The organism is Desulfovibrio sp. JY, assembly GCA_021730285.1.
In the GTDB taxonomy this organism is placed as follows: Bacteria; Desulfobacterota; Desulfovibrionia; order Desulfovibrionales; family Desulfovibrionaceae; genus Solidesulfovibrio.
The window spans coordinates 3,976,900-3,995,670 of sequence record CP082962.1 but is presented as its reverse complement, the minus strand read 5'-3'; the positions used below and the strand labels follow the sequence as shown (position 1 = coordinate 3,995,670).

17 protein-coding genes and 2 tRNA genes are annotated in these 18,771 nt (G+C 61.3%); 12 read left to right on the top strand and 7 right to left on the bottom strand.

Annotation, left to right across the window (positions count from 1 at the left end; all coding sequences use genetic code 11):
* The first annotated feature begins 66 nt into the window (after positions 1–66).
* Positions 67–1,491 (top strand): guanine deaminase, encoded by a 1,425-nt coding sequence (gene guaD / locus K9F62_17920; GenBank protein ID UJX43243.1) that lies wholly within the window; start codon positions 67–69, stop codon positions 1,489–1,491.
* A gap of 137 nt (positions 1,492–1,628) precedes the next feature.
* Here guaD and K9F62_17915 read toward each other — a convergent pair whose 3' ends face one another.
* Positions 1,629–3,050 (bottom strand): sigma-54 dependent transcriptional regulator, encoded by a 1,422-nt coding sequence (locus tag K9F62_17915; protein ID UJX40550.1) that lies wholly within the window; start codon positions 3,048–3,050, stop codon positions 1,629–1,631.
* Positions 3,051–3,187: 137 nt separating this feature from the next.
* On the opposite strand from K9F62_17915, the gene K9F62_17910 reads away from it, so the two are divergent.
* On the top strand, positions 3,188–3,649 hold the full coding sequence (locus tag K9F62_17910) for a hypothetical protein (protein UJX40549.1): 462 nt from the start codon (positions 3,188–3,190) through the stop codon (positions 3,647–3,649).
* On the opposite strand, the gene K9F62_17905 is transcribed toward K9F62_17910, so the two are convergent.
* Genes K9F62_17905 through bioF form a run of 3 tightly spaced genes read right to left on the bottom strand, consistent with a single transcriptional unit; the run spans position 3,613 to position 6,151 of the window.
* Positions 3,613–4,377, bottom strand: coding sequence for a methyltransferase domain-containing protein (locus tag K9F62_17905; GenBank protein UJX40548.1), 765 nt, complete (start codon positions 4,375–4,377; stop codon positions 3,613–3,615). The genes K9F62_17910 and K9F62_17905 overlap by 37 nt on opposite strands.
* Entirely contained in the window at positions 4,374–4,976 is a 603-nt protein-coding gene (locus tag K9F62_17900) for an alpha/beta hydrolase (GenBank protein ID UJX40547.1), read from the bottom strand. Before K9F62_17900 ends, K9F62_17905 begins: the two co-directional genes overlap by 4 nt.
* A complete protein-coding gene (gene bioF / locus K9F62_17895) occupies positions 4,973–6,151 on the bottom strand; it encodes an 8-amino-7-oxononanoate synthase (GenBank protein ID UJX40546.1) in 1,179 nt (392 codons plus the stop codon). The genes K9F62_17900 and bioF overlap by 4 nt, the downstream gene beginning before the upstream one ends.
* A 25-nt stretch (positions 6,152–6,176) precedes the next feature.
* Between bioF and bioA the strand changes: the two genes are divergently transcribed.
* From bioA to K9F62_17880, 3 genes are all read left to right on the top strand, one after another.
* Entirely contained in the window at positions 6,177–7,493 is a 1,317-nt protein-coding gene (gene bioA / locus K9F62_17890) for an adenosylmethionine--8-amino-7-oxononanoate transaminase (protein ID UJX43242.1), read from the top strand.
* Positions 7,490–8,131, top strand: a complete 642-nt coding sequence (gene bioD, locus K9F62_17885; protein ID UJX40545.1) for a dethiobiotin synthase — start codon at positions 7,490–7,492, stop codon at positions 8,129–8,131. The genes bioA and bioD overlap by 4 nt, the downstream gene beginning before the upstream one ends.
* A 224-nt stretch (positions 8,132–8,355) precedes the next feature.
* Entirely contained in the window at positions 8,356–9,156 is an 801-nt protein-coding gene (locus K9F62_17880) for a 2-amino-3,7-dideoxy-D-threo-hept-6-ulosonate synthase (protein ID UJX40544.1), read from the top strand.
* Positions 9,157–9,785: 629 nt separating this feature from the next.
* On the opposite strand, the gene K9F62_17875 is transcribed toward K9F62_17880, so the two are convergent.
* Positions 9,786–10,115, bottom strand: a complete 330-nt coding sequence (locus tag K9F62_17875; protein UJX40543.1) for a hypothetical protein — start codon at positions 10,113–10,115, stop codon at positions 9,786–9,788.
* Positions 10,116–10,351: 236 nt separating this feature from the next.
* Positions 10,352–10,436, bottom strand: a tRNA-Leu gene (locus tag K9F62_17870).
* Between the two features lie 341 nt (positions 10,437–10,777).
* On the opposite strand from K9F62_17870, the gene K9F62_17865 reads away from it, so the two are divergent.
* Positions 10,778–12,277 (top strand): glucosyltransferase domain-containing protein, encoded by a 1,500-nt coding sequence (locus tag K9F62_17865; protein UJX40542.1) that lies wholly within the window; start codon positions 10,778–10,780, stop codon positions 12,275–12,277.
* A 391-nt stretch (positions 12,278–12,668) separates the two neighbouring features.
* Here K9F62_17865 and K9F62_17860 read toward each other — a convergent pair.
* Positions 12,669–12,762, bottom strand: a tRNA-Ser gene (locus K9F62_17860).
* Between the two features lie 154 nt (positions 12,763–12,916).
* Here K9F62_17860 and K9F62_17855 point away from each other — a divergent pair.
* From K9F62_17855 to K9F62_17830, 6 genes are all read left to right on the top strand, one after another.
* Complete coding sequence (locus K9F62_17855; protein ID UJX40541.1) at positions 12,917–14,089, top strand: aminotransferase class I/II-fold pyridoxal phosphate-dependent enzyme; 1,173 nt, start codon at positions 12,917–12,919, stop codon at positions 14,087–14,089.
* A 2-nt stretch (positions 14,090–14,091) separates the two neighbouring features.
* The gene (locus tag K9F62_17850) at positions 14,092–15,390 is read left to right on the top strand and encodes a homoserine dehydrogenase (GenBank protein ID UJX40540.1); all 1,299 of its coding nucleotides are present in this window, start codon (positions 14,092–14,094) and stop codon (positions 15,388–15,390) included.
* A 177-nt stretch (positions 15,391–15,567) separates the two neighbouring features.
* Complete coding sequence (locus K9F62_17845; protein UJX40539.1) at positions 15,568–16,209, top strand: DJ-1/PfpI family protein; 642 nt, start codon at positions 15,568–15,570, stop codon at positions 16,207–16,209.
* A gap of 70 nt (positions 16,210–16,279) precedes the next feature.
* Positions 16,280–17,476, top strand: a complete 1,197-nt coding sequence (locus K9F62_17840) for a cofactor-independent phosphoglycerate mutase (protein ID UJX40538.1) — start codon at positions 16,280–16,282, stop codon at positions 17,474–17,476.
* Between the two features lie 7 nt (positions 17,477–17,483).
* Positions 17,484–17,918 carry an acyl-CoA thioesterase gene (locus tag K9F62_17835; protein UJX40537.1) on the top strand — a complete coding sequence of 145 codons (435 nt, stop codon included), beginning with the start codon at positions 17,484–17,486 and terminating at the stop codon, positions 17,916–17,918.
* A gap of 26 nt (positions 17,919–17,944) precedes the next feature.
* The gene (locus K9F62_17830; GenBank protein UJX40536.1) at positions 17,945–18,730 is read left to right on the top strand and encodes an amidohydrolase family protein; all 786 of its coding nucleotides are present in this window, start codon (positions 17,945–17,947) and stop codon (positions 18,728–18,730) included.
* The last annotated feature ends 41 nt before the right edge of the window (positions 18,731–18,771 follow it).

The following is an 18,771-nucleotide window of genomic DNA, read 5'->3' as shown; positions in this document are numbered from 1 at the left end:
ACCGGGGTCCGGTACCCGAAACCGGGCGCGCGGTGGCCTTTCGGCAAAGCGCAGGAGAAAGCGGTGATGGAGAAAGGCGGCGCATCGCGATGCGCCATTCGCGGCATGTTTTTCGACTTCCTGGACGATCCCTGGAAGCATGCCGGCAAGGAGCATGAGGCGGCCCGTTTCCTGCGCGATGGCCTTCTGGTCGTCGAGAACGGGATGATACGCGATTTCGGCCTGTTCGAGGACGTTTCGCCCCGCCACCCAGGCGTGGAGATCGTCTCCTTGCCGGGCCGGCTTCTCTTGCCGGGCTTTATCGACGGCCATGTCCATTTTCCCCAGCTGCGCGTGATGGGGGCCTATGGCAGGCATCTGCTCGACTGGTTGCAACAGCGGGTTTTCCCCGAGGAACGCAAGTACGGCGACCGCGATTATGCCGACAAGGCGGCCGGGCTTTTCTTCGATGCGTTGCTGGCCGCCGGCACCACGACCTGCCAGGCCTTTACGACAAGCCATCCGGCCGCGACCGAGGCCTTTTTCGAGGAGGCCGCGCGGCGCAACATGCGCGTGCTCTCGGGGCTGACCGGTATGGACCGCTTCGCACCCGAAGTGAGCTGTGTCGGTTCGGGCGATTTCTACCGCGAGTCCAGGCGCCTTATCGACCGCTATCACCGGCAGAGGCGCAACCTCTACGTCATTACGCCCCGGTTTGCCGTGGGCTGCACGGAGGCCATGCTGGAGCAAAGCCGCCGGCTCAAGGCGGAATTCCCCGATTGCTGGGTCAATACCCACATTTCGGAAAATCCGGCGGAAGTCCGCGTGGCCAAGGAGCTCTTCCCGGATTGTCCGGACTACACGGCCGTCTACGAGCGCTACGGCCTGCTCGGGCCCAAGTGTACCGCCGGGCACGGCATCTGGCTGTCGGACGACGAGATGCGGCGGTTTTCCGCAGCCGGCGCGGCCATTGCCTTTTGTCCGCTGTCCAATTTCTTTCTCGGCAGCGGTTTATTCCGGCTGGGCCGGGCCATGGACCCCGAGCATCCGGTGAAAGTCGTTTTGGGCAGCGACATCGGCGGCGGCAATGCCTTGTCGCTTTTGCGCGTGATGGAGGAGGCCTACAAGGTCGGCATGTGCAACGCGACGTTGCTCGACGGCTCCCTCGACCCGCGCGCGATGGATCTGGCCGAGGCCGAGCGCAACAAGCTCTCCCCGTACCGGGCCTACTACCTGTCCACCCTTGGCGGGGCGCGCGCCCTGTGTCTCGACGACCTTCTCGGCAATTTCGAGCCGGGCAAGGAGGCCGATTTCGTGGCCCTGGACTGGAGTGCCGGCCAGGCGGCCATGGCCTGGCGTCAGTCCCTGGCCGCAACGGACGCGAGCGGACCGCGCACCATCGACGAGGCGGCCGAGCTCCTTTTCGGCGTCATGGCCATGGGCGACGACCGCAACGTGGACGAAACGTGGATTGCCGGGAGGCTGGCCTACAAGAAGGCCGCGACTGCCTGAAGAGGATCTTTCAAGGCCCGCCTCCCACCCGCAAGGCATGGCCTCCCCCTGGCCGAAAAGTTTAGGAAAGGGAGAGCGCGAGAGGGGAGAACCCTTTTCAAAGGGTTTCCCCTCTCGCACTGTCTTTCCATATTCCCTTACGGACGCGTCGCGATGCCGTGAATGCGCAGGTAGCGGTAGAGGCTTTGCTTGCCGAGGTCGGACATCTCGCAGGCTTTGTGGATGTCGCCGCCGGCCTGCTGCATGAGCGCCTTGAAATACCGGAACTCGGTTTCCTTCTTGTAGTTGTCGAAGGGCGTGATGGTCATCTCGCCATGGGCGGCTTCGGGCTGTTCGAGCTGCGGCGCCAGTTCCAGCTCCTGGCCGTTGGCCGCTTCCTGGCGTTTGCCGCTCATGATGCGGATGCGCACTTCGGGCGGCAGGTGCTTGGGATACAGCGTGGGCTCGAACTGGGCGCGCACGATGATGTTTTCCATGAGGTTGACCAGTTCGCGCACGTTGCCCGGCCAGTCGTATTCCGTGAGGCTGTCGAGGAACTCCGGGGAAAAGCCCTTGAGCGGCACTTTGTACTTTTTGCAAAAGGCGTTCATGTAATAGATGGTCAGTTCCCGGATATCCTCGCCGCGCTGACGCAGGGGCGGAATGTGGATATGCATGGTGCGCAGGCGGAAGAGCAGGTCGTTGCGGAAATCGCCTGCGGCGACCATGGCCTCGAGGTCCTTGTTGGTGGCGGCCACCAGCCGGAAATCGCTCGTCTCCTCTTCCTTGGCCCCGACCGGACGGAAGCGGCGCTCCTGGAGCACGCGCAAAAAGGCCTTTTGCTGGGCAAAAGGGAGTTCACCCACCTCGTCGAGAAAGAGCGTTCCCTTGTCGGCCTGCTTGATGAGCCCTTCCTGCTTTTTTTCCGCGCCGGTAAAAGCGCCCTTGGCATGGCCGAAGAGTACGGACTCGATGAGCGTTTCGGTGAGGCTCGAGCAATCGACCACCACGAACGGCCCCTCGGCCCGTTCGCTGTTGTCGTGGATGGCCCGGGCGAAAAGTTCCTTGCCGGTGCCGGTCTCGCCGGTGATGAGCGTATTGGCGTCGGCGTTGGCGGCCTGGGCCACGAGATCCAGGCAGGCGGCCACGCGCTGGCTATTGCCGATGATGCCGTCGCGCTTTAAGGCCACGGTGGGGGGGCGGTGGGCGAATTTCTCCTTGCGGTACTGCAGGGCGCGGATCAGCGGCAGGGTCATGGACTCGGCCGTGGCCGGCTTTTCGATGTAGTCCCAGGCGCCGTTTTTGATGGCCAGCTCCGCGCCGTTGGGGTAGCTTGCGCCGGTGAAGATAATGACTTCCGGCGCCTTGTCGCGGTCGGTGATCTTGGGAATGGACAGCAGGCCGTTGCCGTCGGGCAGGTCCACGTCGAGGTAGACCACGTCGTAAAATTCCGCATCCAGGGCCTCGAGTCCCTTGCCCAGGCTGGGCTTGGCCGTGACCTCGTGGCCCATGCTTTCGATGACCAGCTTGCACACTTCTCGAATATGGGTGTCGTCGTCGATAACCAGAATCTTCGCCATGCCACCTCCCCCGTGCTACTGGCTTCAATTTATGTAAGGCGAACCGGGCGGTTTGTCGAGGCGGGGCCCGACGCGCTCCCGGCAGGTTTGACGCCGCGTCGCCGGCTTCGTAGTGTCGCCGAAGAAAGGAGGCGGCCATGACCGACGCACAGACCCCCAAGCGCAAGCGGCCCATCCTGGTCTGGGTCATTTTTCTCTTTTATATGATCAGCTCGATCCAGATCATCATGGGGCTTTTTTTCGTCGCGGCCGGCGGCGTGAACCTGACGCCGGAGCAGCAGGCGTTTCTGGCCAAGTTCACGGTGTGGGACCGGGTGATCGGCTACGTCAACGCGGCGCTGACGCTGGTCGGGGTGACGCTTCTTTTGGGGTTGCGCAAGCAGGCGGTGAACGTGCTGGCCGTGGCGTTTGCGATGAACCTCTTTTCCACGGCCGTGGTCTGGTTCAGGGCCGATCCGGCGGCGGTGACGGCCCCGGCGGCGCTTACCGCCCAGGCGTTCGGCATCGTGCTGTTCGGAGCTGTGGTCTATTACGCCTGGCGGCTGGACAAGCGGGGGATACTTCAGGATGCGCCAAGGGCGCGCCGGCCCCAGGCATAGAGTGTCGCGTAGGTCGCGCTTACACCCGCATCCCCGCCAAAACGCTTCGCGTAATAGCGCACGAACTCCCGATACCGGGCCGGGCTGCCCACCTTTGTCCCCGGCGTGTGGGTGACGCCCGCGCCTTGAAGCGCCCGCAACAGTTCCCCGACGCTGCCATACGTCACCACATGGCGTTTTTCCTCGAATCGCGCCAGCCCCCCGGTCAGGTCCGTGAAGAGCGCCTTGTAAGAGGCCGCCGGCCGCATGGGATAGATCGAGCCGAAGCCCGTGGCCCGCGACGCTTCTTCGAGCTCGCCAAGCGTCCCGTCCACATAGACCGCGATGGCGAAATCGCCGCCGGGGCGCAGAAGGGCCAGGTCGGCCGCGAAAGATGCGGCCGGGTCGGCGTACCAATGCATGGCCGAGGCCGAGGCCAGAAAATCGAAGGTTCCCGGTAAAAAGGGCGGGTGTTCGCCGTCGGCCGCGAGTTTTTGCGCGCCGGGCATGGCGGCGTTTCGCAGCATGCCCGGGGAGAGGTCCAGGGCCACGTAGGCCGCCCCGGGAGCCAGGCGCGGGGTGAGGTTTCGCGTAAGCAGGCCGCTGCCGGCCCCGATCTCCAGCACGCGCCCAGAAAGGACCGGCGGACAAAGCGCCGCCAGCCGCGCGGCCACCAGCCGCTGGACCCGGGCGGCGGCCTCGTAGGTGGCCCCGGCCCGGTCGAAACGTCCGCGAATGGGTGTCGTCATTGGGAAATCGCAGCCCCGAGCACGGCCGGATCGGGATAGTGGCCGCCGGGAAATTCGGTAAAGCGCGCGCCCGGGAGCAACGCCAAGGCTTTGTAAACGGCCTGGCGGCGCACGATGCGGTCGGCGTTGCCGTGAAAGACCGTGACATTGCCGGCCGGGACCGGCGTTCCCGTGGCTTCGGACGCAAGCAGGTACGCAAGGCCGGCTGTCAGGGGCGCGGCCCAGTCGGGATTCCAGGCCGGGGCGCCCGGCACGCCGCAGTTTTTCCAGAATGCCCGGGTCGTGCTCTCGGCATCGGCGGCCAGGCCGGTGGCCATGGCCCGGGTGATGCGGCCGGGCAGGCTGTCGCCGAAACGGGCAAAGGGCGCGAACAGCACGATGCGGCCAAAGCGGGGCACGAGCCTCGCCGCGTGCTTGACGATCATGTGCGCGCCCGTGGACCAGCCCACAAGCGCCGTACCGCCGCTTCGGGCGATTTCGGCCACAAGCGTTTCCTCGTCTCCGTCAAGAAACGGAGCGCGAACGATCCATCCGCTCGGAAAATCGGGGAAGAGCGTTTCGGGTCCGGCCCAGCCGGAAAGAAAAAAACGGCCGGTCATGGGAAAAACGAGACGCGGAGCCTGGAAAAGCCGAGCCGGATGCGTTTTAAGTCATCGCGCGTGAGGTCGGCGCGAAGCGACAGGCGAAGCCGTGCCGTGCCGTCGGGAACGGTGGGCGGCCGTACCGCCGCCACGAGCAGCCCTTCGGCCATAAGGAGCGACTGGGCGTGCAACGCCACCCGGTTGCGGCCGCAGGCCACAGGGATGATCTGGGTGGTGGAGCCCATGGTGTCGAAGCCGAGCCCGCCCAGGTGGTCGCGGATTTCCTTGGCGATACGCATCAGCCGCGCCCCGTCGGCGGGGTTGGACTTGATGTGGCGCAGCGCCGCCAGGGACGCGCCCAGGACCGCCGGCGGCAGGGCGGTGGAAAAAATGAACGAACGGCCGCGGTTTCGCAGCAGTTCGATGGTCTCCACCCGGCCGGCGATAAAACCGCCGTGGGACCCGAGCGCCTTGCTCAGGGTGCCCACATGCACGTCCACGTCGTCGGAGAGCCCGAGTGCGGCGGAAAGCCCCCGGCCCCGGCCGATCACCCCGGTGGCGTGGGCTTCGTCCACGACCACCAGCGCCCCGTGGGCTTTGCCAAGCTCGACGATCCGCGCTAAGGGAGCCACGTCGCCGTCCATGCTGAAAACCGTGTCCGTGACGATGATTTTCTTGTCGACCTGCCCCTCCCGCATGAGCAGCTTTTCCAGGTGCTCCATGTCCAGATGGCGGTAGCGCACGAGCCGGGCTCCGGACAGGCGTATGCCGTCGATGATGCTGGCATGGTTGAGGCGGTCGGAAAAAACCACGGTGTGGCGGTCGGCCAGGGCGGAAAAAACGGCCAGATTGGCGGCGTAGCCGCTGCCGGTCACCAGGGCCGCCTCCTGGTACTTGAACGTGGCCAGTTCCGCTTCCAGGGTCTCGGCCAGGGCGAAGTTGCCCGTGACCAGCCGCGAGGCCCCGGAGGAACAGCCGTGGCGCGTGAGCGCCTTGACCGACCCCTCGATGAGGTCCGGATGCCCGGACAGGCCGAGGTAGTTATTGGAGGCGAGGTTTAAAAGTCGCGTGCCGGAATAGAGGATTTCCCGGGCCGCGCCGTCATCGATCGGCGGGATGGTCCGGAAGCTGTCCGAGTTGCGAAGCTTGGCCGCCTCGGGCACGATATGTTTGCCGAAAAAGGAAGTACTCATGCCATTTGGTTCCGGGAAACAGGCCATGCCGATCTGGCATCCCTGCACCCAAATGAAGGATCACGAGAGTTATCCTCCCGTCTTTATGGATCGGGGTCAAGGGATTTACCTCTACGACCGTGAGGGAAACGCCTATATAGACGCTATTTCCTCGTGGTGGGTGAACCTCTTCGGCCATGCCAACCCAAGGATCATCCGGGCCGTGACCGACCAGCTTGGCCGCCTGGAGCATGTCATTTTCGCCGATGTCACCCATGCTCCGGCCGAGGAACTGGCCGCCCGATTGCTGGCGATCGCCACGGAAGGTTTGACGCGGGTTTTTTTTGCGGACAACGGGTCATGCGCGGTGGAAGCGGCGCTCAAAATGAGCCATGCCTCCTGGCGCAACCTGGGCCATCCCGAAAAATGCCGGTTCCTTTTCCTCTCCAACGGCTACCACGGCGAGACGGCCGGGGCGCTCGGCGTCTGCGGCGACAGGCTCTATGCCGCGCCGTTTGTGCCGCTTTTCGTGGAGCAGATCGAGGTGGCCGGGCCGGACTGCTTCAACTGTCCCTACGGCCGCAGCCGCGAAGGCTGCGACGCGCCGTGTTTCGCCGCCATGCAGGAGGCCATCGACGCCCATAAGGACGTGCTCTCCGGCGTCATCGTCGAGCCGCTGGTCCAGTGCGCCGGCAATTTCCGCATGTACCCGCCGTCCTACCTGACCAAGTTGCGCCAGGCAACGACATCGGCCGGCATCCATTTCATCGCCGACGAGATCGCAGTGGGATTCGGCCGCACGGGCACCATGTTCGCCTGCGAGCAGGCAGGCGTGTCCCCGGACTTCATGTGCCTGTCCAAGGGCATCACCAGCGGCACCTTGCCCCTTTCCGTGGTGCTGACCACCGACGCGGTCTTCGACGCCTTTTACCACGATTTCGTGGAGGACAAGGCGTTCTTGCACTCCCACAGCTACACCGGCAATCCCCTTGCCTGCGCGGCTGCCTGCGAAACGCTTCGCATCTTCGAGGAGGACGACGTCATCGCGGCCAACCGGGCCAAGATCGACTACCTGCACAAGGCGGTGCATGAGCGCTTCGCCGGCTACCGGCACACGGTGGATATCCGTTCCACGGGCTGGATCACGGCGGTGGAACTCTACGCCGATCCCGAGCGCAGGATCCCCTTCGACTGGAAGGCGCGCACGGGCTTTCGCATCTACCAGGAAGCCAAGAAGCGGGGGGCCTGGCTGCGAAACCTGTGCGACATCGTCTACTTCATGCCGCCCTACGTCATTACGCTCGAAGAGATTGACAAGCTGACCGACATCGCCCTCGATTCGGTCAAGGCGGTTTTGGGATGAAACGTTATCTGATCACAGGGACCGGCACGGGCATCGGCAAGTCGTTTTTCTCGGCGTTTTTTACCGGGATGCTCCTTGAGCAGGGCAGGTCCGTGCGCTACGTCAAGCCCGTGGCCACGGGTTACCCCGAGGACGACGACGCGGCCTTCGTGGCCCAAAGGACCGGCTTGGCCCGGGAAGACGCCGTCACGCTCTACACGGCGACCGAGCCGGCCTCGCCCTGTTTCGTGTTCGATCCCTTTCCCTTCGAGGCGTGCGTGTCGCGTATCGAGGCCATGGCGGGCGAGCGCGACGTACTGCTCGTGGAAACGGCCGGAGGCATCGGCGTGCCCCTGGCCACGCGGCGCTACAACTACCACTTCGCCCTGGCCCTGGGACTCGAAGTGTTGCTGGTCGTGCCCAACCGTCTGGGCTGCCTGTCCGACGCCATTGTCTACGGCCATTTCATTTTGCGCCACAAGCTGGCCTTCACCGGCATCGTATTAAACGACCACTTCGCCGAGTCCCCGCGCCACGCCGACCGCAACGCGGCGGAGCTGGAAAGCGAGTTTCCCGGCAAGGTCGTGGCCCGTTACGACGCTTCGGGATTTACCTTCGCCGCCATTCCCGGGCTTGACGGGGAAGCGGGAGAGGACTAGAAAAAAGTCATGTTCACCCGCACCAACGCCACGCGTACTCTTTTTGCCGGTTCGTATTATTATTACGGCCGACGCGCTCGCGGCTTGGCGGGTGGCGCGGCCCTATAGGGCCGCATCCACAACACCGCCGACTGGGGCCGCGGGCAGATTGCCCGGCGGCCCTTTTTGTTGGTCGACCGGGACTCCCCGGACCCCTGGCGATAACACAGCCAAGGAGAACGACCATGAACATCGGCAAATCCATCCGTCTGGAACGCATCATCAACCGCGACACCGGGCGTACCATTATCGTGCCCCTGGACCACGGCGTATCCGTTGGCCCCATCGAAGGCATTGCCGACATGCGTGGGACCGTGACCAATATCGTGGCCGGCGGGGCCAATGCCGTGCTCATGCACAAGGGCGTGGTACGCTGCGGCCACCGGGCGCGCGGTCGCGACGTGGGGCTCATCATCCACCTTTCGGCCAGTACCGACCTGTCGCCTTTCCCCAATGCCAAGACGCTGGTGTGCACGGTGGAGGAGGCGATCAAGCTCGGGGCCGATGCCGTGTCCGTGCATGTGAACCTTGGCGACGAAACCGAGGCGCGCATGCTCGACGACCTGGGGCGGGTGACCGAGGCGGCGGCGTCCTGGAGCGTGCCGGTCCTGGCCATGGTGTATGCCCGCGGACCCAAAGTCAAAAACCAGTTTGACGCCGATGTGGTGGCCCACTGCGCCCGGGTCGGCAACGAGCTTGGCGCGGACATCGTTAAGGTGCCCTACACCGGCGATCCGGACAGTTTCGCCCGGGTGGTGGCCGGCTGCTGCGTGCCGGTGGTCATTGCCGGCGGGCCGAAGGTCGATTCGCGGCGTGCGCTTTTGGAGATGATCGCGGGCAGCGTGGCGGCCGGCGGAGCGGGGCTTTCGGTCGGGCGCAACATTTTCCAGGACCCGGCCCCGGCGAAACTGCTCGCGGCGGTGACGGCCATCGTGCACGAGGGGGCCGGCGTGGATGCGGCCATGGAGTCGCTGATCAAGGAGTGAGGGAAAGGGCGCGGGTTTTCCCGACGCGGGACGAGAGCCTCGAATGAAAAGAGCCCTTGCCACGGTACGGCAAGGGCTCGAAGCGAGAGTGCCGGGGGATGGTTGCGCAGTGCATTCCGCCTCCGCCTCGTCCAGCAGCCCCCCCCTCAATCCCGCCATCGCCACGTTGGCGCGTAAGCGAAGTCCGCCGCTGACCGCCGCTATTTCGTCCAGCAGCCTTAGACCACCAGCCCGGGGGCCGCTCCTTTGCAGGTGTAAGTCGGTTGTCGCCGGCTTGCCACCCAAGGTGCCGTCCCCGGCCGTCCTCCCCACCAGGAAACGCTAGACTGCTGTACCAAAGATGTTTATCAGAAAATAGGCAGAACCCAGGCAGGAATGAGGCTTCCTTTCTGCCTTGTTCTCACAGCATGCCGTGTGTTTCCCCGTTTATCTTTTTTAGGCTCTTCACAGCCCCGGAGAGGTTGTTGCGAGATACGTGTCATTGCGGTCTGGCGCGTTTGCTTTGGCGGGGCTGGTGCGATCGTTGCCCGTGGGTCAGAAATTTATCCGGTTTGTTTATATAATAATATATGTATCGTGCCAATATTCTTATAGCATGTTCGGACGCCGTTGAACTGGCGGCGATGACTTCAGCTTTGTCCAGCGATCATCATGTGGTAGCCGTTCACAATATAAAAGAGGCCAGACTCTCTCAGTTTCAGCCATTCCGGTGTGAGCTTGCGTTTATTGAAGTCGGCGCGGATGCCGAAGCCTCTGTTGCCGATATGCTCGAATTGGCAAAAAGCGGCATGGCCCTTGTCGTCCTGTTTCGGCCTCCCTGCCCGCAACCTGTCGTCGAGGCCGTCGCCAGCGGAAAAATCCACGGACTGTGCCGGCTTCCAGTCGACCTGGAGTTTTTTACCCTGCAAGGGCGAACCCTTATCGCGCAGATAGCCAAGAAAAAGGATCTGCCCGGCCATGGGCGTCGTATACTGACTCGTGAAGAGGTGGCGTATCTTCTGGGGGCCGACAAATGGAAGGGGAAGTCCTGACGCGCGTGTGCCCGCACCGCAAGCGACCCTACAATCCAGCAGGCGGTTTTTTGTGGGGCCCGGGCGCGCCACTCCTCCAAATGGGGGACAGACGACGTAAAAAAAGCGGCTTCCCCTTGACCTGAATGGCCAGAGGAGCCGCAAAAACGTAGAAAAAACAATGATGGTGCGAGAGAGGGGGTTCGAACCCCTATGCCTTGCGGCGCCAGATCCTAAGTCTGGTGCGTCTCCCGATTCCGCCACTCTCGCACGGGCCAACGCGGGCACAATCTCTTACGCGATCAGGGCCAAGGACACAATAATCAAGACCGGGTCGTATGCCGGAAGTGCGGCTGGCGGCAGGATTGCCGGTCGGGCAAAGTGCACGCGGGCTTTTGCGATGGGTATCCGGTCTTTTCAAGCATGCCTTTCGATTCCGTCGCGCGAAAGGCGCTGATTCGACTGGACAAATGCGCTTTGGAGCGGGCATGCTTTGAAGGATAGGGCACATGGATTTCGGTGCGGCAAAGAGAGTCGACATCGGTGTAGTTTCTTTTGTTATATGCTGAGTTATAGTTGGACAAAGGTGTTTTGGACAAAGGTGTTGCGGTATGACGGTGGCGTATAGTGAAAAGAATGATTTTATTGTCTGGGTGATGTCAAAAAAAGGCATTTTTATTCTTTTTTTTGTTCTTAACCTATTGGCGTTTTCAGCTGTGCTGCGTGCAAATTATCCGTATAGAGATGATGTTAGATTTATTTTAAATAGTAATGAGGAATGGGAGCAATCCGGAAGATTGCTTTCATATATATTTTCAGAAGTATATTATTTTGGAATGCAGGTAGACTCTTCTCCTTTCTTCCAAGTCGGAGCTATATTTGTACTGTCATTGACCGGTCTATCTCTTCTCTATTGCTTTAATAAAAACGGTAATTGTTTATATCTTCTTTGCTTTACGCCGATTTGTTTGTCACCGTATATTCTTGAAAATCTATCATATAAGTTTTGTTCGTTATGGGAAGTAATTTCTGTTTTTATTATGGCTATGCCATTTGTCGCATTGCGATCTGTCGAGAGCAAGAAGTTGGTATTTGGAGTAACATTTGCAGCTATATTTTTGGCGTTGAATACATACCAACCTTCTTTTGGAGTTTTTCTTTGTATTTTTGTTTATAGCTTGCTGATATGTCTGAGAGGTGATGAGGAGAGTCGATTTTTTCGGCGTGGCCAATTTTCCTTAGCGCTTGGGGCCTTGACTGCGCTTGCGGCGTATTTTGTCGAAATAAAGTACTTTTTCCCTGTTACTTCACAGTGGGGGAAAAGCCATTCCGCAATGTCTGGCGGTGACTTGAGTCACCTTCAGATCTTTATTAGAAATAGTGTCGTATATTATCACTACTTGATGTCAGATTGGAATAAATCCATTTTTGAGTATGTTTTGATTTTGAATGTTTACGTGATGATCATTGTGTCTATAAGAAAAGTTTTTCTCAAAAACAATATCGTGAATGGAGTGCTCAAGAGTATAGCATTTATTATCATGCTTTTTTTTCTTACCATCGCACCTTTTTTTATACAACTTTTTTTGATCAATCCAGTTTACGCGCCAAGAACATTTCTTGCTGTTGGGGCGGCCTTCGCATTTATATTGCTTGATCCACTGTTGCTTATGCAAAAGAAAGGGTTTTATCGGAAAATATTTTTTGCGATCACGGTCTATAGCTCTTTGCAGTTAGTTGTTTTTGCAAGCGCTTACGGAAATCTGTTGGCTTCTCAGATGAATTGGGAGAAAAACAGGTTGGTCCCATTGGCCTATCAGCTGGTAAAAGTACAGCAAAAAACAAAATGTCATTCTATATTTTATGAAAATACAATAGGCTATTCTCCAGCCTTTTCCAATCTTGGCAGGAAGTATCCTGTTATGTATAAACTGATAAACCCGAGTGTTGGATATCTTTATTTTGCTTCCGACGTGTTGCGTGACTATGGTTTGCATCTCTATAATAATATTGTTCCTCCTCCTACAGAAGGTATCAAGGTTTTTTATAATGAACCATGGTATGTCATTGCGGCGTCTGGAGACGTCTGTATCCTTTCGTTCAAGCAATGAGAGCCTGCGCTGGGCATGCGAACAGCTATGCCATGTTGAGAGAATTAACACTCGAACGGCCGCTTCAAAAGAGTTTTTTGCCCAGGGAAAGAGGGGAGGGGGCGGCCTGAGCACCATTGGCCAGACGTTTTTTTGGGGGGGGCTGGAAGACCATGCTGCTTTGAAAGGGAGGCGGTAGCGCGAGGAATGTGTGCAACAGAATCGATCTTCGCGACTTGGGGCATCCACAGTCGACAATTCCCTCAAGCGTCTCCCGCCGGACTTGGCTCGTCAGGAGAGGTTGAGGATGATTTTTCGCAGCGTGAGAACAAACGCATGCCGAAGCGGTATGCACAAGAGGACGAGAAATAAAAAACCCGGGCTTCTTGCGAAACCCGGGGATATAGGCATCTGGCGGAGAGGGAGGGATTTGAACCCTCGAACAGGGTTTTGCCCCGTTACCCGCTTAGCAGGCGAGCGCCTTCGGCCAACTCGGCCACCTCTCCGCAACACGGCCTGATAGCGGTTTGCGGGATGCCGGTCAAGAAAAAATCCTGCGCCGACGCGCGATCAACGCTCTGTACTCTTTACAGGGGGCTGCCCAGACGGCTATGCTCTTGCCTCGGCTCAATCGAGTCCACTGCAAAAGGAGTCTCGGGCATGAAAAAGTTCGCGCGTATGGAACGCCTTCCGCCATACGTCTTCGCCACCGTCAACGAGCTGAAAATGCAGATGCGGCGGCGAAACGAAGACGTCATCGACCTTGGCATGGGCAATCCCGACTTGCCCACGCCCCCGCACATCGTCGAAAAGCTCATCGAGGCCGCCCAGAAGCCCGCCAACCACCGGTACTCGGCTTCGCGCGGCATCAAGGGCCTGCGAAACGCCATTTCCGGCTGGTACAAGCGTCGCTTCGACGTGGACATCGATCCCGAAACCGAGGCGGTGGTCACCCTGGGGGCCAAGGAAGGCATGGCCCACCTGGCCCTGGTCATGCTCTCCCCGGGCGATGTTGTCTTCGCCACCGATCCGTCCTATCCCATCCACCCCTATTCCTGCATCATCGCCGGGGCGGATGTGCGGCGCATTCCCATCAGCTGCGACAGCGACTTCTTCGAAGACCTGCTCCTGGCCACCCGACAGACCTGGCCGCAGCCGAAACTGCTCATCATCTCCTTCCCGCACAACCCCACCACGGCCACCGTGGATATCGACTTCTTCCAGCGCATCGTGGATTTCGCCAAAGAACACGACATGATGGTGATCCACGACTTCGCCTATGCCGATTACGGCCTGGACGGCTACCAGCCGCCGAGCTTTTTGCAGGCCAAGGGCGCCAAGGATGTGGGCGTGGAATTCTTTTCCATGAGCAAAAGCTATTCCATGGCCGGTTGGCGCGTCGGCTACTGCTGCGGCAACCAGGAAATGGTCCATGCGCTCACCCGCATCAAGAGTTATCTGGATTACGGCATGTTTCAGCCCATCCAGATCGCCGCCTCGGTGGCGCTCAATGGGCCCCAGGAATGCGTCAGCGAAATTCGAAACGTCTACCAGGATCGCCGCGACGCGCTGATCGAGGGTCTGTGTCGCGCCGGCTGGATGGTGCCCTCGCCCAATTCCACTATGTTCGTGTGGGCCAAGATTCCCGAAGAGTTCGCTCACATGAAATCCGTGGAATTTTCCAAGCTGCTGTTGCGCGAGGGCTCGGTCGCCGTTTCACCGGGACTCGGCTTCGGCCATTTTGGCGACGACCATGTCCGCTTTTCGCTGGTGGAAAACAGGCACCGCATCAACCAGGCCACACGGAACATCAAAAAAGTGCTTTCAGGGTAGTCATGCACAACGACAAACGCCCCGTTCGTATAGGTCTGGCCGGGCTCGGCACTGTCGGGTCCGGCCTTGTGGCCATTGTCACGCGCAACGCCGACTGGATCACGCGCCGCCTCGGCCGTCCCATCGCCCTGACCAAGGTGCTGGTGCGCGACGTCGCCAAGCCCCGGGTCGTGACGTTGCCGCCCCATGTCGGATTGACCACCGATCCCGATGCCCTGGTGACGGATCCGGACATCGACATTGTGGTCGAACTCATGGGGGGCACCGGTGCGGCCCTCGACCTGATCCGTCGCGCCCTTTTGGCCGGCAAACACGTGGTCACGGCCAACAAGGCGCTTTTGGCCGAGCACGGCCCCGAACTTTTCGCCCTGGCGGCCGAGAAGGGGCTGGGGCTTTACTACGAGGCCAGTTGCGCCGGGGCCATCCCCATCGTGGCCACCCTCAAGGAATCCCTGGCCGGCAACCGCATCGTCAGCATCATCGGCATATTGAACGGTACGGCCAACTATATCCTGAGCAGCATGAGCGACAAAGGCCTGACCTTTGCCGCGGCGTTGCGTCAGGCCCAGGAAAAAGGCTACGCCGAGGCCGACCCGACCCTCGACATCGAGGGCATCGACGCGGCCCACAAGCTCATCTTGCTGATCCGGCTCGCCTACGGGCAGAATCTGCCCTTGGCCAAGTTGCCCGTGACGGGCATCACCAAGGTCACGACCGAGGACATTCGCTTCGCCGGTGAGTTCGACTACACCATCAAGCTCATCGGCCAGGTCCACGAAGTCCAAGGGAGGCTCTCCGCCAGCGTGAGCCCCATGCTCGTGCACAAGGATTATCTGCTCGCCAGCGTCAATGGCGCGTTCAATGCCGTGCGCGTGGAAGGTGACGCCTCCGGTCCGATCATTCTGCACGGCAAGGGGGCCGGCGACCTGCCCACGGGCAGCGCTGTTCTGGGCGACATCATGGCCCTGGCCCGTGAAGGCATGATCCCCAACAACACCGGCTTTCTGGTCGAACCCTTGCCCGAGGCCAGTCAGCCCGACCCTGAAGACGCAATCTGTCCCCATTACATCCACTTCACGGTCAAGGATCAGGCCGGCGTCATGGCCGCCATCTCCAAGTCCATGGGCGTGCATGGGGTCAGCATCCGCCAGGCGGTGCAGAAAGGCGCCCCCGAGGACGGGCACGTGCCGATTGTTTTCCTCACCCACGAAGCCACCGAACGGGCCATCAAGGGCGTGCTGGAAGACGCCGCCGCCATGCCGTTCATCAAACCCGGCACGGTGCATTTCAGGGTATTGTAGAGGAAAGGGAATTCGCTGGTCCGGGAGGTGGTTACGTGCCTTCCGGACCAACTCGCAACGGCAGGGACGAGGGACTATCTCCTTGTCGCGGATGGTTCCGGCGCAAGCCGGTTTTTTGTCGCGCCGGCCGGCTCTGGCGACAGCCCGCCGCAACGCGGAAGAGCGCGAGGAAGTCTGATGGCAAAGCAATCGACCGACGTGGCGATCCTCGTGTTCCCGGGTGTGGAACTTCTGGATTTTACCGGTCCGTACGAGGCGCTTTCCGCCTGCCGGCTTGATGCAGCACGGCGGCGGGAGGACTCTTCGCCCTTTCGCCTGCAACTTGTCGCCGCTTCCCTTGAACCCGTCGCCTGCGCCAACGGACCGCGTTTCCTGCCCGATACGACCTTGGCGGCCTGTGCCGCCCCGGACGTTCTGCTCGTTCCCGGTGGCTGGGGCGTGCGCAAGGCCCTCGACGACGCGGCGCTTGTGGCCTGGATCAGGGAGACCGGCGCGAAAGCGCGGACCCTTGCCGGCGTGTGCACCGGCTCCATGCTGCTTGGCAAGGCCGGGCTTCTGGCGGGCCGGCGGGCCACCACCCACTGGCGTTCCCTCGATTGGATGCGCGCCAGCTATCCCGACGTCACCGTAGTGGACGACGCGCATGTGGTGGAGGACGGCAATCTCCTGACCTCCGCCGGCATCAGCGCCGGTATCGACCTTGGCCTGCGGCTTGTCGCCCGGTACTACGACGAGGCTATCGCCAAGGAGACGGCGGCCCACCTGGAATATTGTTTTTCCCAAGACAACAAACGGAGAGTATCCCTCTCTTCCCTGTGAAAAGTTTTTGAAGAGGGTCCGGGGAGAAACTTTTTGCACACAGTTTCTCCCCGGCCGCCGGAGGCATGCTTTGTCCAAACTCGTTTTCCTTATTGCTGACGGCATGGGCGATCTGCCGGTCGAGGCGCTTGGCGGCAAAACACCCATGGAAGCGGCCGCGACACCCGTCATGGACGCCATGGCCAAAGAGGGCATGGTGGGGCTTTGCCGCACGGTGCCGGAGGGCATGGCCCCGGGCTCGGATGTGGCCAATATGGCGCTTTTGGGTTTCGACCCGGCCACGTATCACACCGGGCGCGGTCCCATCGAGGCGGCGGCCATGGGCTTGTCGCTCGGAGCCGACGACGTGGTCTTCCGGCTCAATACCGTGACGGTCAGCGAACTTTCCGACTCTGGGCTCATGCGCGACTATTCCGCCGGGCATATCGCCACGGACGTCTCGACGAAGCTGGTGGAGGCCATCGGCCGGGAGTGCTGTCCGTCGGACTATGTGGTCCATCCGGGCGTGCAGTACCGCCATCTGCTCGTGGCCAAGGGCGCGGCGGGGCGTCCCGAGGCGCGGGTCGCGGTGCGTCCGCCCCATGACATCACGGATCAGGGGATCGCCCCCGACCTGGAGGAACTGCGCCGGGCCCCGGCCTTGTGGAATTTCGTGCAATGCGCCGGCAAGGTTCTGGCCGGGGCGGAAAATGGCAGCAAGGCCAATGCCGTGTGGCCGTGGGGGCAGGGCAGGGCGCTTGCGCTTCCCGATTTTACCGAAACGTTCGGGCTGCGCGGGGCCGTGGTTTCGGCCGTGGATCTGGTCAAGGGCCTGGGACGGGCCGCCGGCATGGCTGTCTTGGACGTGCCCGGGGCCACGGGACTGCTTGACACCAATTACGAAGGCAAGGTGGCGGCGGCGCTCGATTTCTTGAAGACCGGCGATTTCGTGTTTGTGCACGTGGAAGCGCCGGACGAGTGCGGCCATGCCGGCGACGCGGCGGCCAAGACCGAGGCCGTGGCCCGCTTCGACGCCCGCATCGTGGCCCCCATGCGCGAGGCCCTGGGAGAGGATGTCGCGTTTCTGATCGCCTGCGACCATCCCACCCCCATTGTCATTCGCACGCACAGCGCCGATCCCGTGCCTTTCCTTTTCTGGAAGCAAGGCGTAACCCCTTCCGGCGCGGTCGCATTTTCCGAACGCGAAGCGGCCGCCACCGGCCTTGCCGTCGCATCAGGGCATACCCTTTTGCCGACGGCTGTCGGCTGGGCGAACGGGAAACAGTAAACGCATCATGGCCCCTATCGTAAAACCCGAGGATTTTCCCTCCCCCGATTCCCGGCTGGAGCTGACCGTCTCCTACGGGGAAACGGACCGCATGGGCTATGCCTATTACGGGCATTATCCCCACTGGTTTGAGCGGGGCAGGGGGCATTTCATCCGGGAGCGCGGCATGAGCTACGGCGACGTCGAGGCACGCGGGGTGTGGTTGCCCGTGCGCGATCTGGCCGTTCGCTACCTGCGCCCCGCCCATTACGACGACGTGGTCACCGTACGTACCGCCATCGCCGCCTGGGGCCGGGCCTCGGTCACCTTTGTCTACCAGGTTTTCGGTCCGCCGGACGCCTCGATGCTCCTGGCCGCCGGCGAGACCCTGCACGCCTGCACCACGCCCGAAGGAAGGCCCATGGCCGTCCCGGGCTGGCTGCGCGAGCTTTTCGCCGTCTAACCTGTCTCTCCTTTTTGTCGCACATCATGTTCATCGACATCCATACGCACGCCTATCATCCCAAGATATCGGACAAGGTCCTGGCCCAGCTCGAAAGCCACTATGGCATCAAACCCGTCGGCACGGGGCAGATCGACGACCTGATCGCCCGGGCCAAAAAGGCGGGACTCGACCGGGTGGTCGTCCACAATGCGGCCACGGCCGCGGCCCAGGTGGTTCCGGCCAACAACTGGGCCATACGCATCCACCGGGAAAACCCCGAGGTGCTTTCCTTCGGCACCCTGCATCCGGACTACCCGGACTTCGAGCGCGAGCTGGACAGGCTTGAACGCAACGGTATCAAGGGCATCAAGTTCCACGCCGATTTCCAGGGTTTCCGCCTGGACGACCATCGGCTCTGGCCGATTTTCGAGGCCCTGTCCGGCCGCTTCATGGTGATGCTCCACGTGGGCGACAACCTGCCGCCCGAGCAGAACAATTCCTCCCCGGACAAGGTGGCGGCCATTGTGCGCGATTTCCCCGGGCTGACGGTCATCGCCGCGCACCTGGGGGGGTATCTCCATTGGCAGTATGTGCTGGAGCATCTCGTGGGCAAGGACGTCTACATCGACACGTCGAGTTCCCTGTCCTTTATCGACGACGACACCCTGCACCGCATCGTGGACGGTCATCCCCGCGAACGCATCCTTTTCGGCAGCGATTACCCGCTTTTTGATCCCGGCGACGAGATCGGGCTGCTGCGTCGCCGCCTGTCTCTTCGCGACGCGGAGCTCGAGGGCATGCTTTCGGCCGCAACCTCACTTTTCCGATAACCAAAATGTCCATTGACTTTCGCCCGGGCCTCATGCTGGAA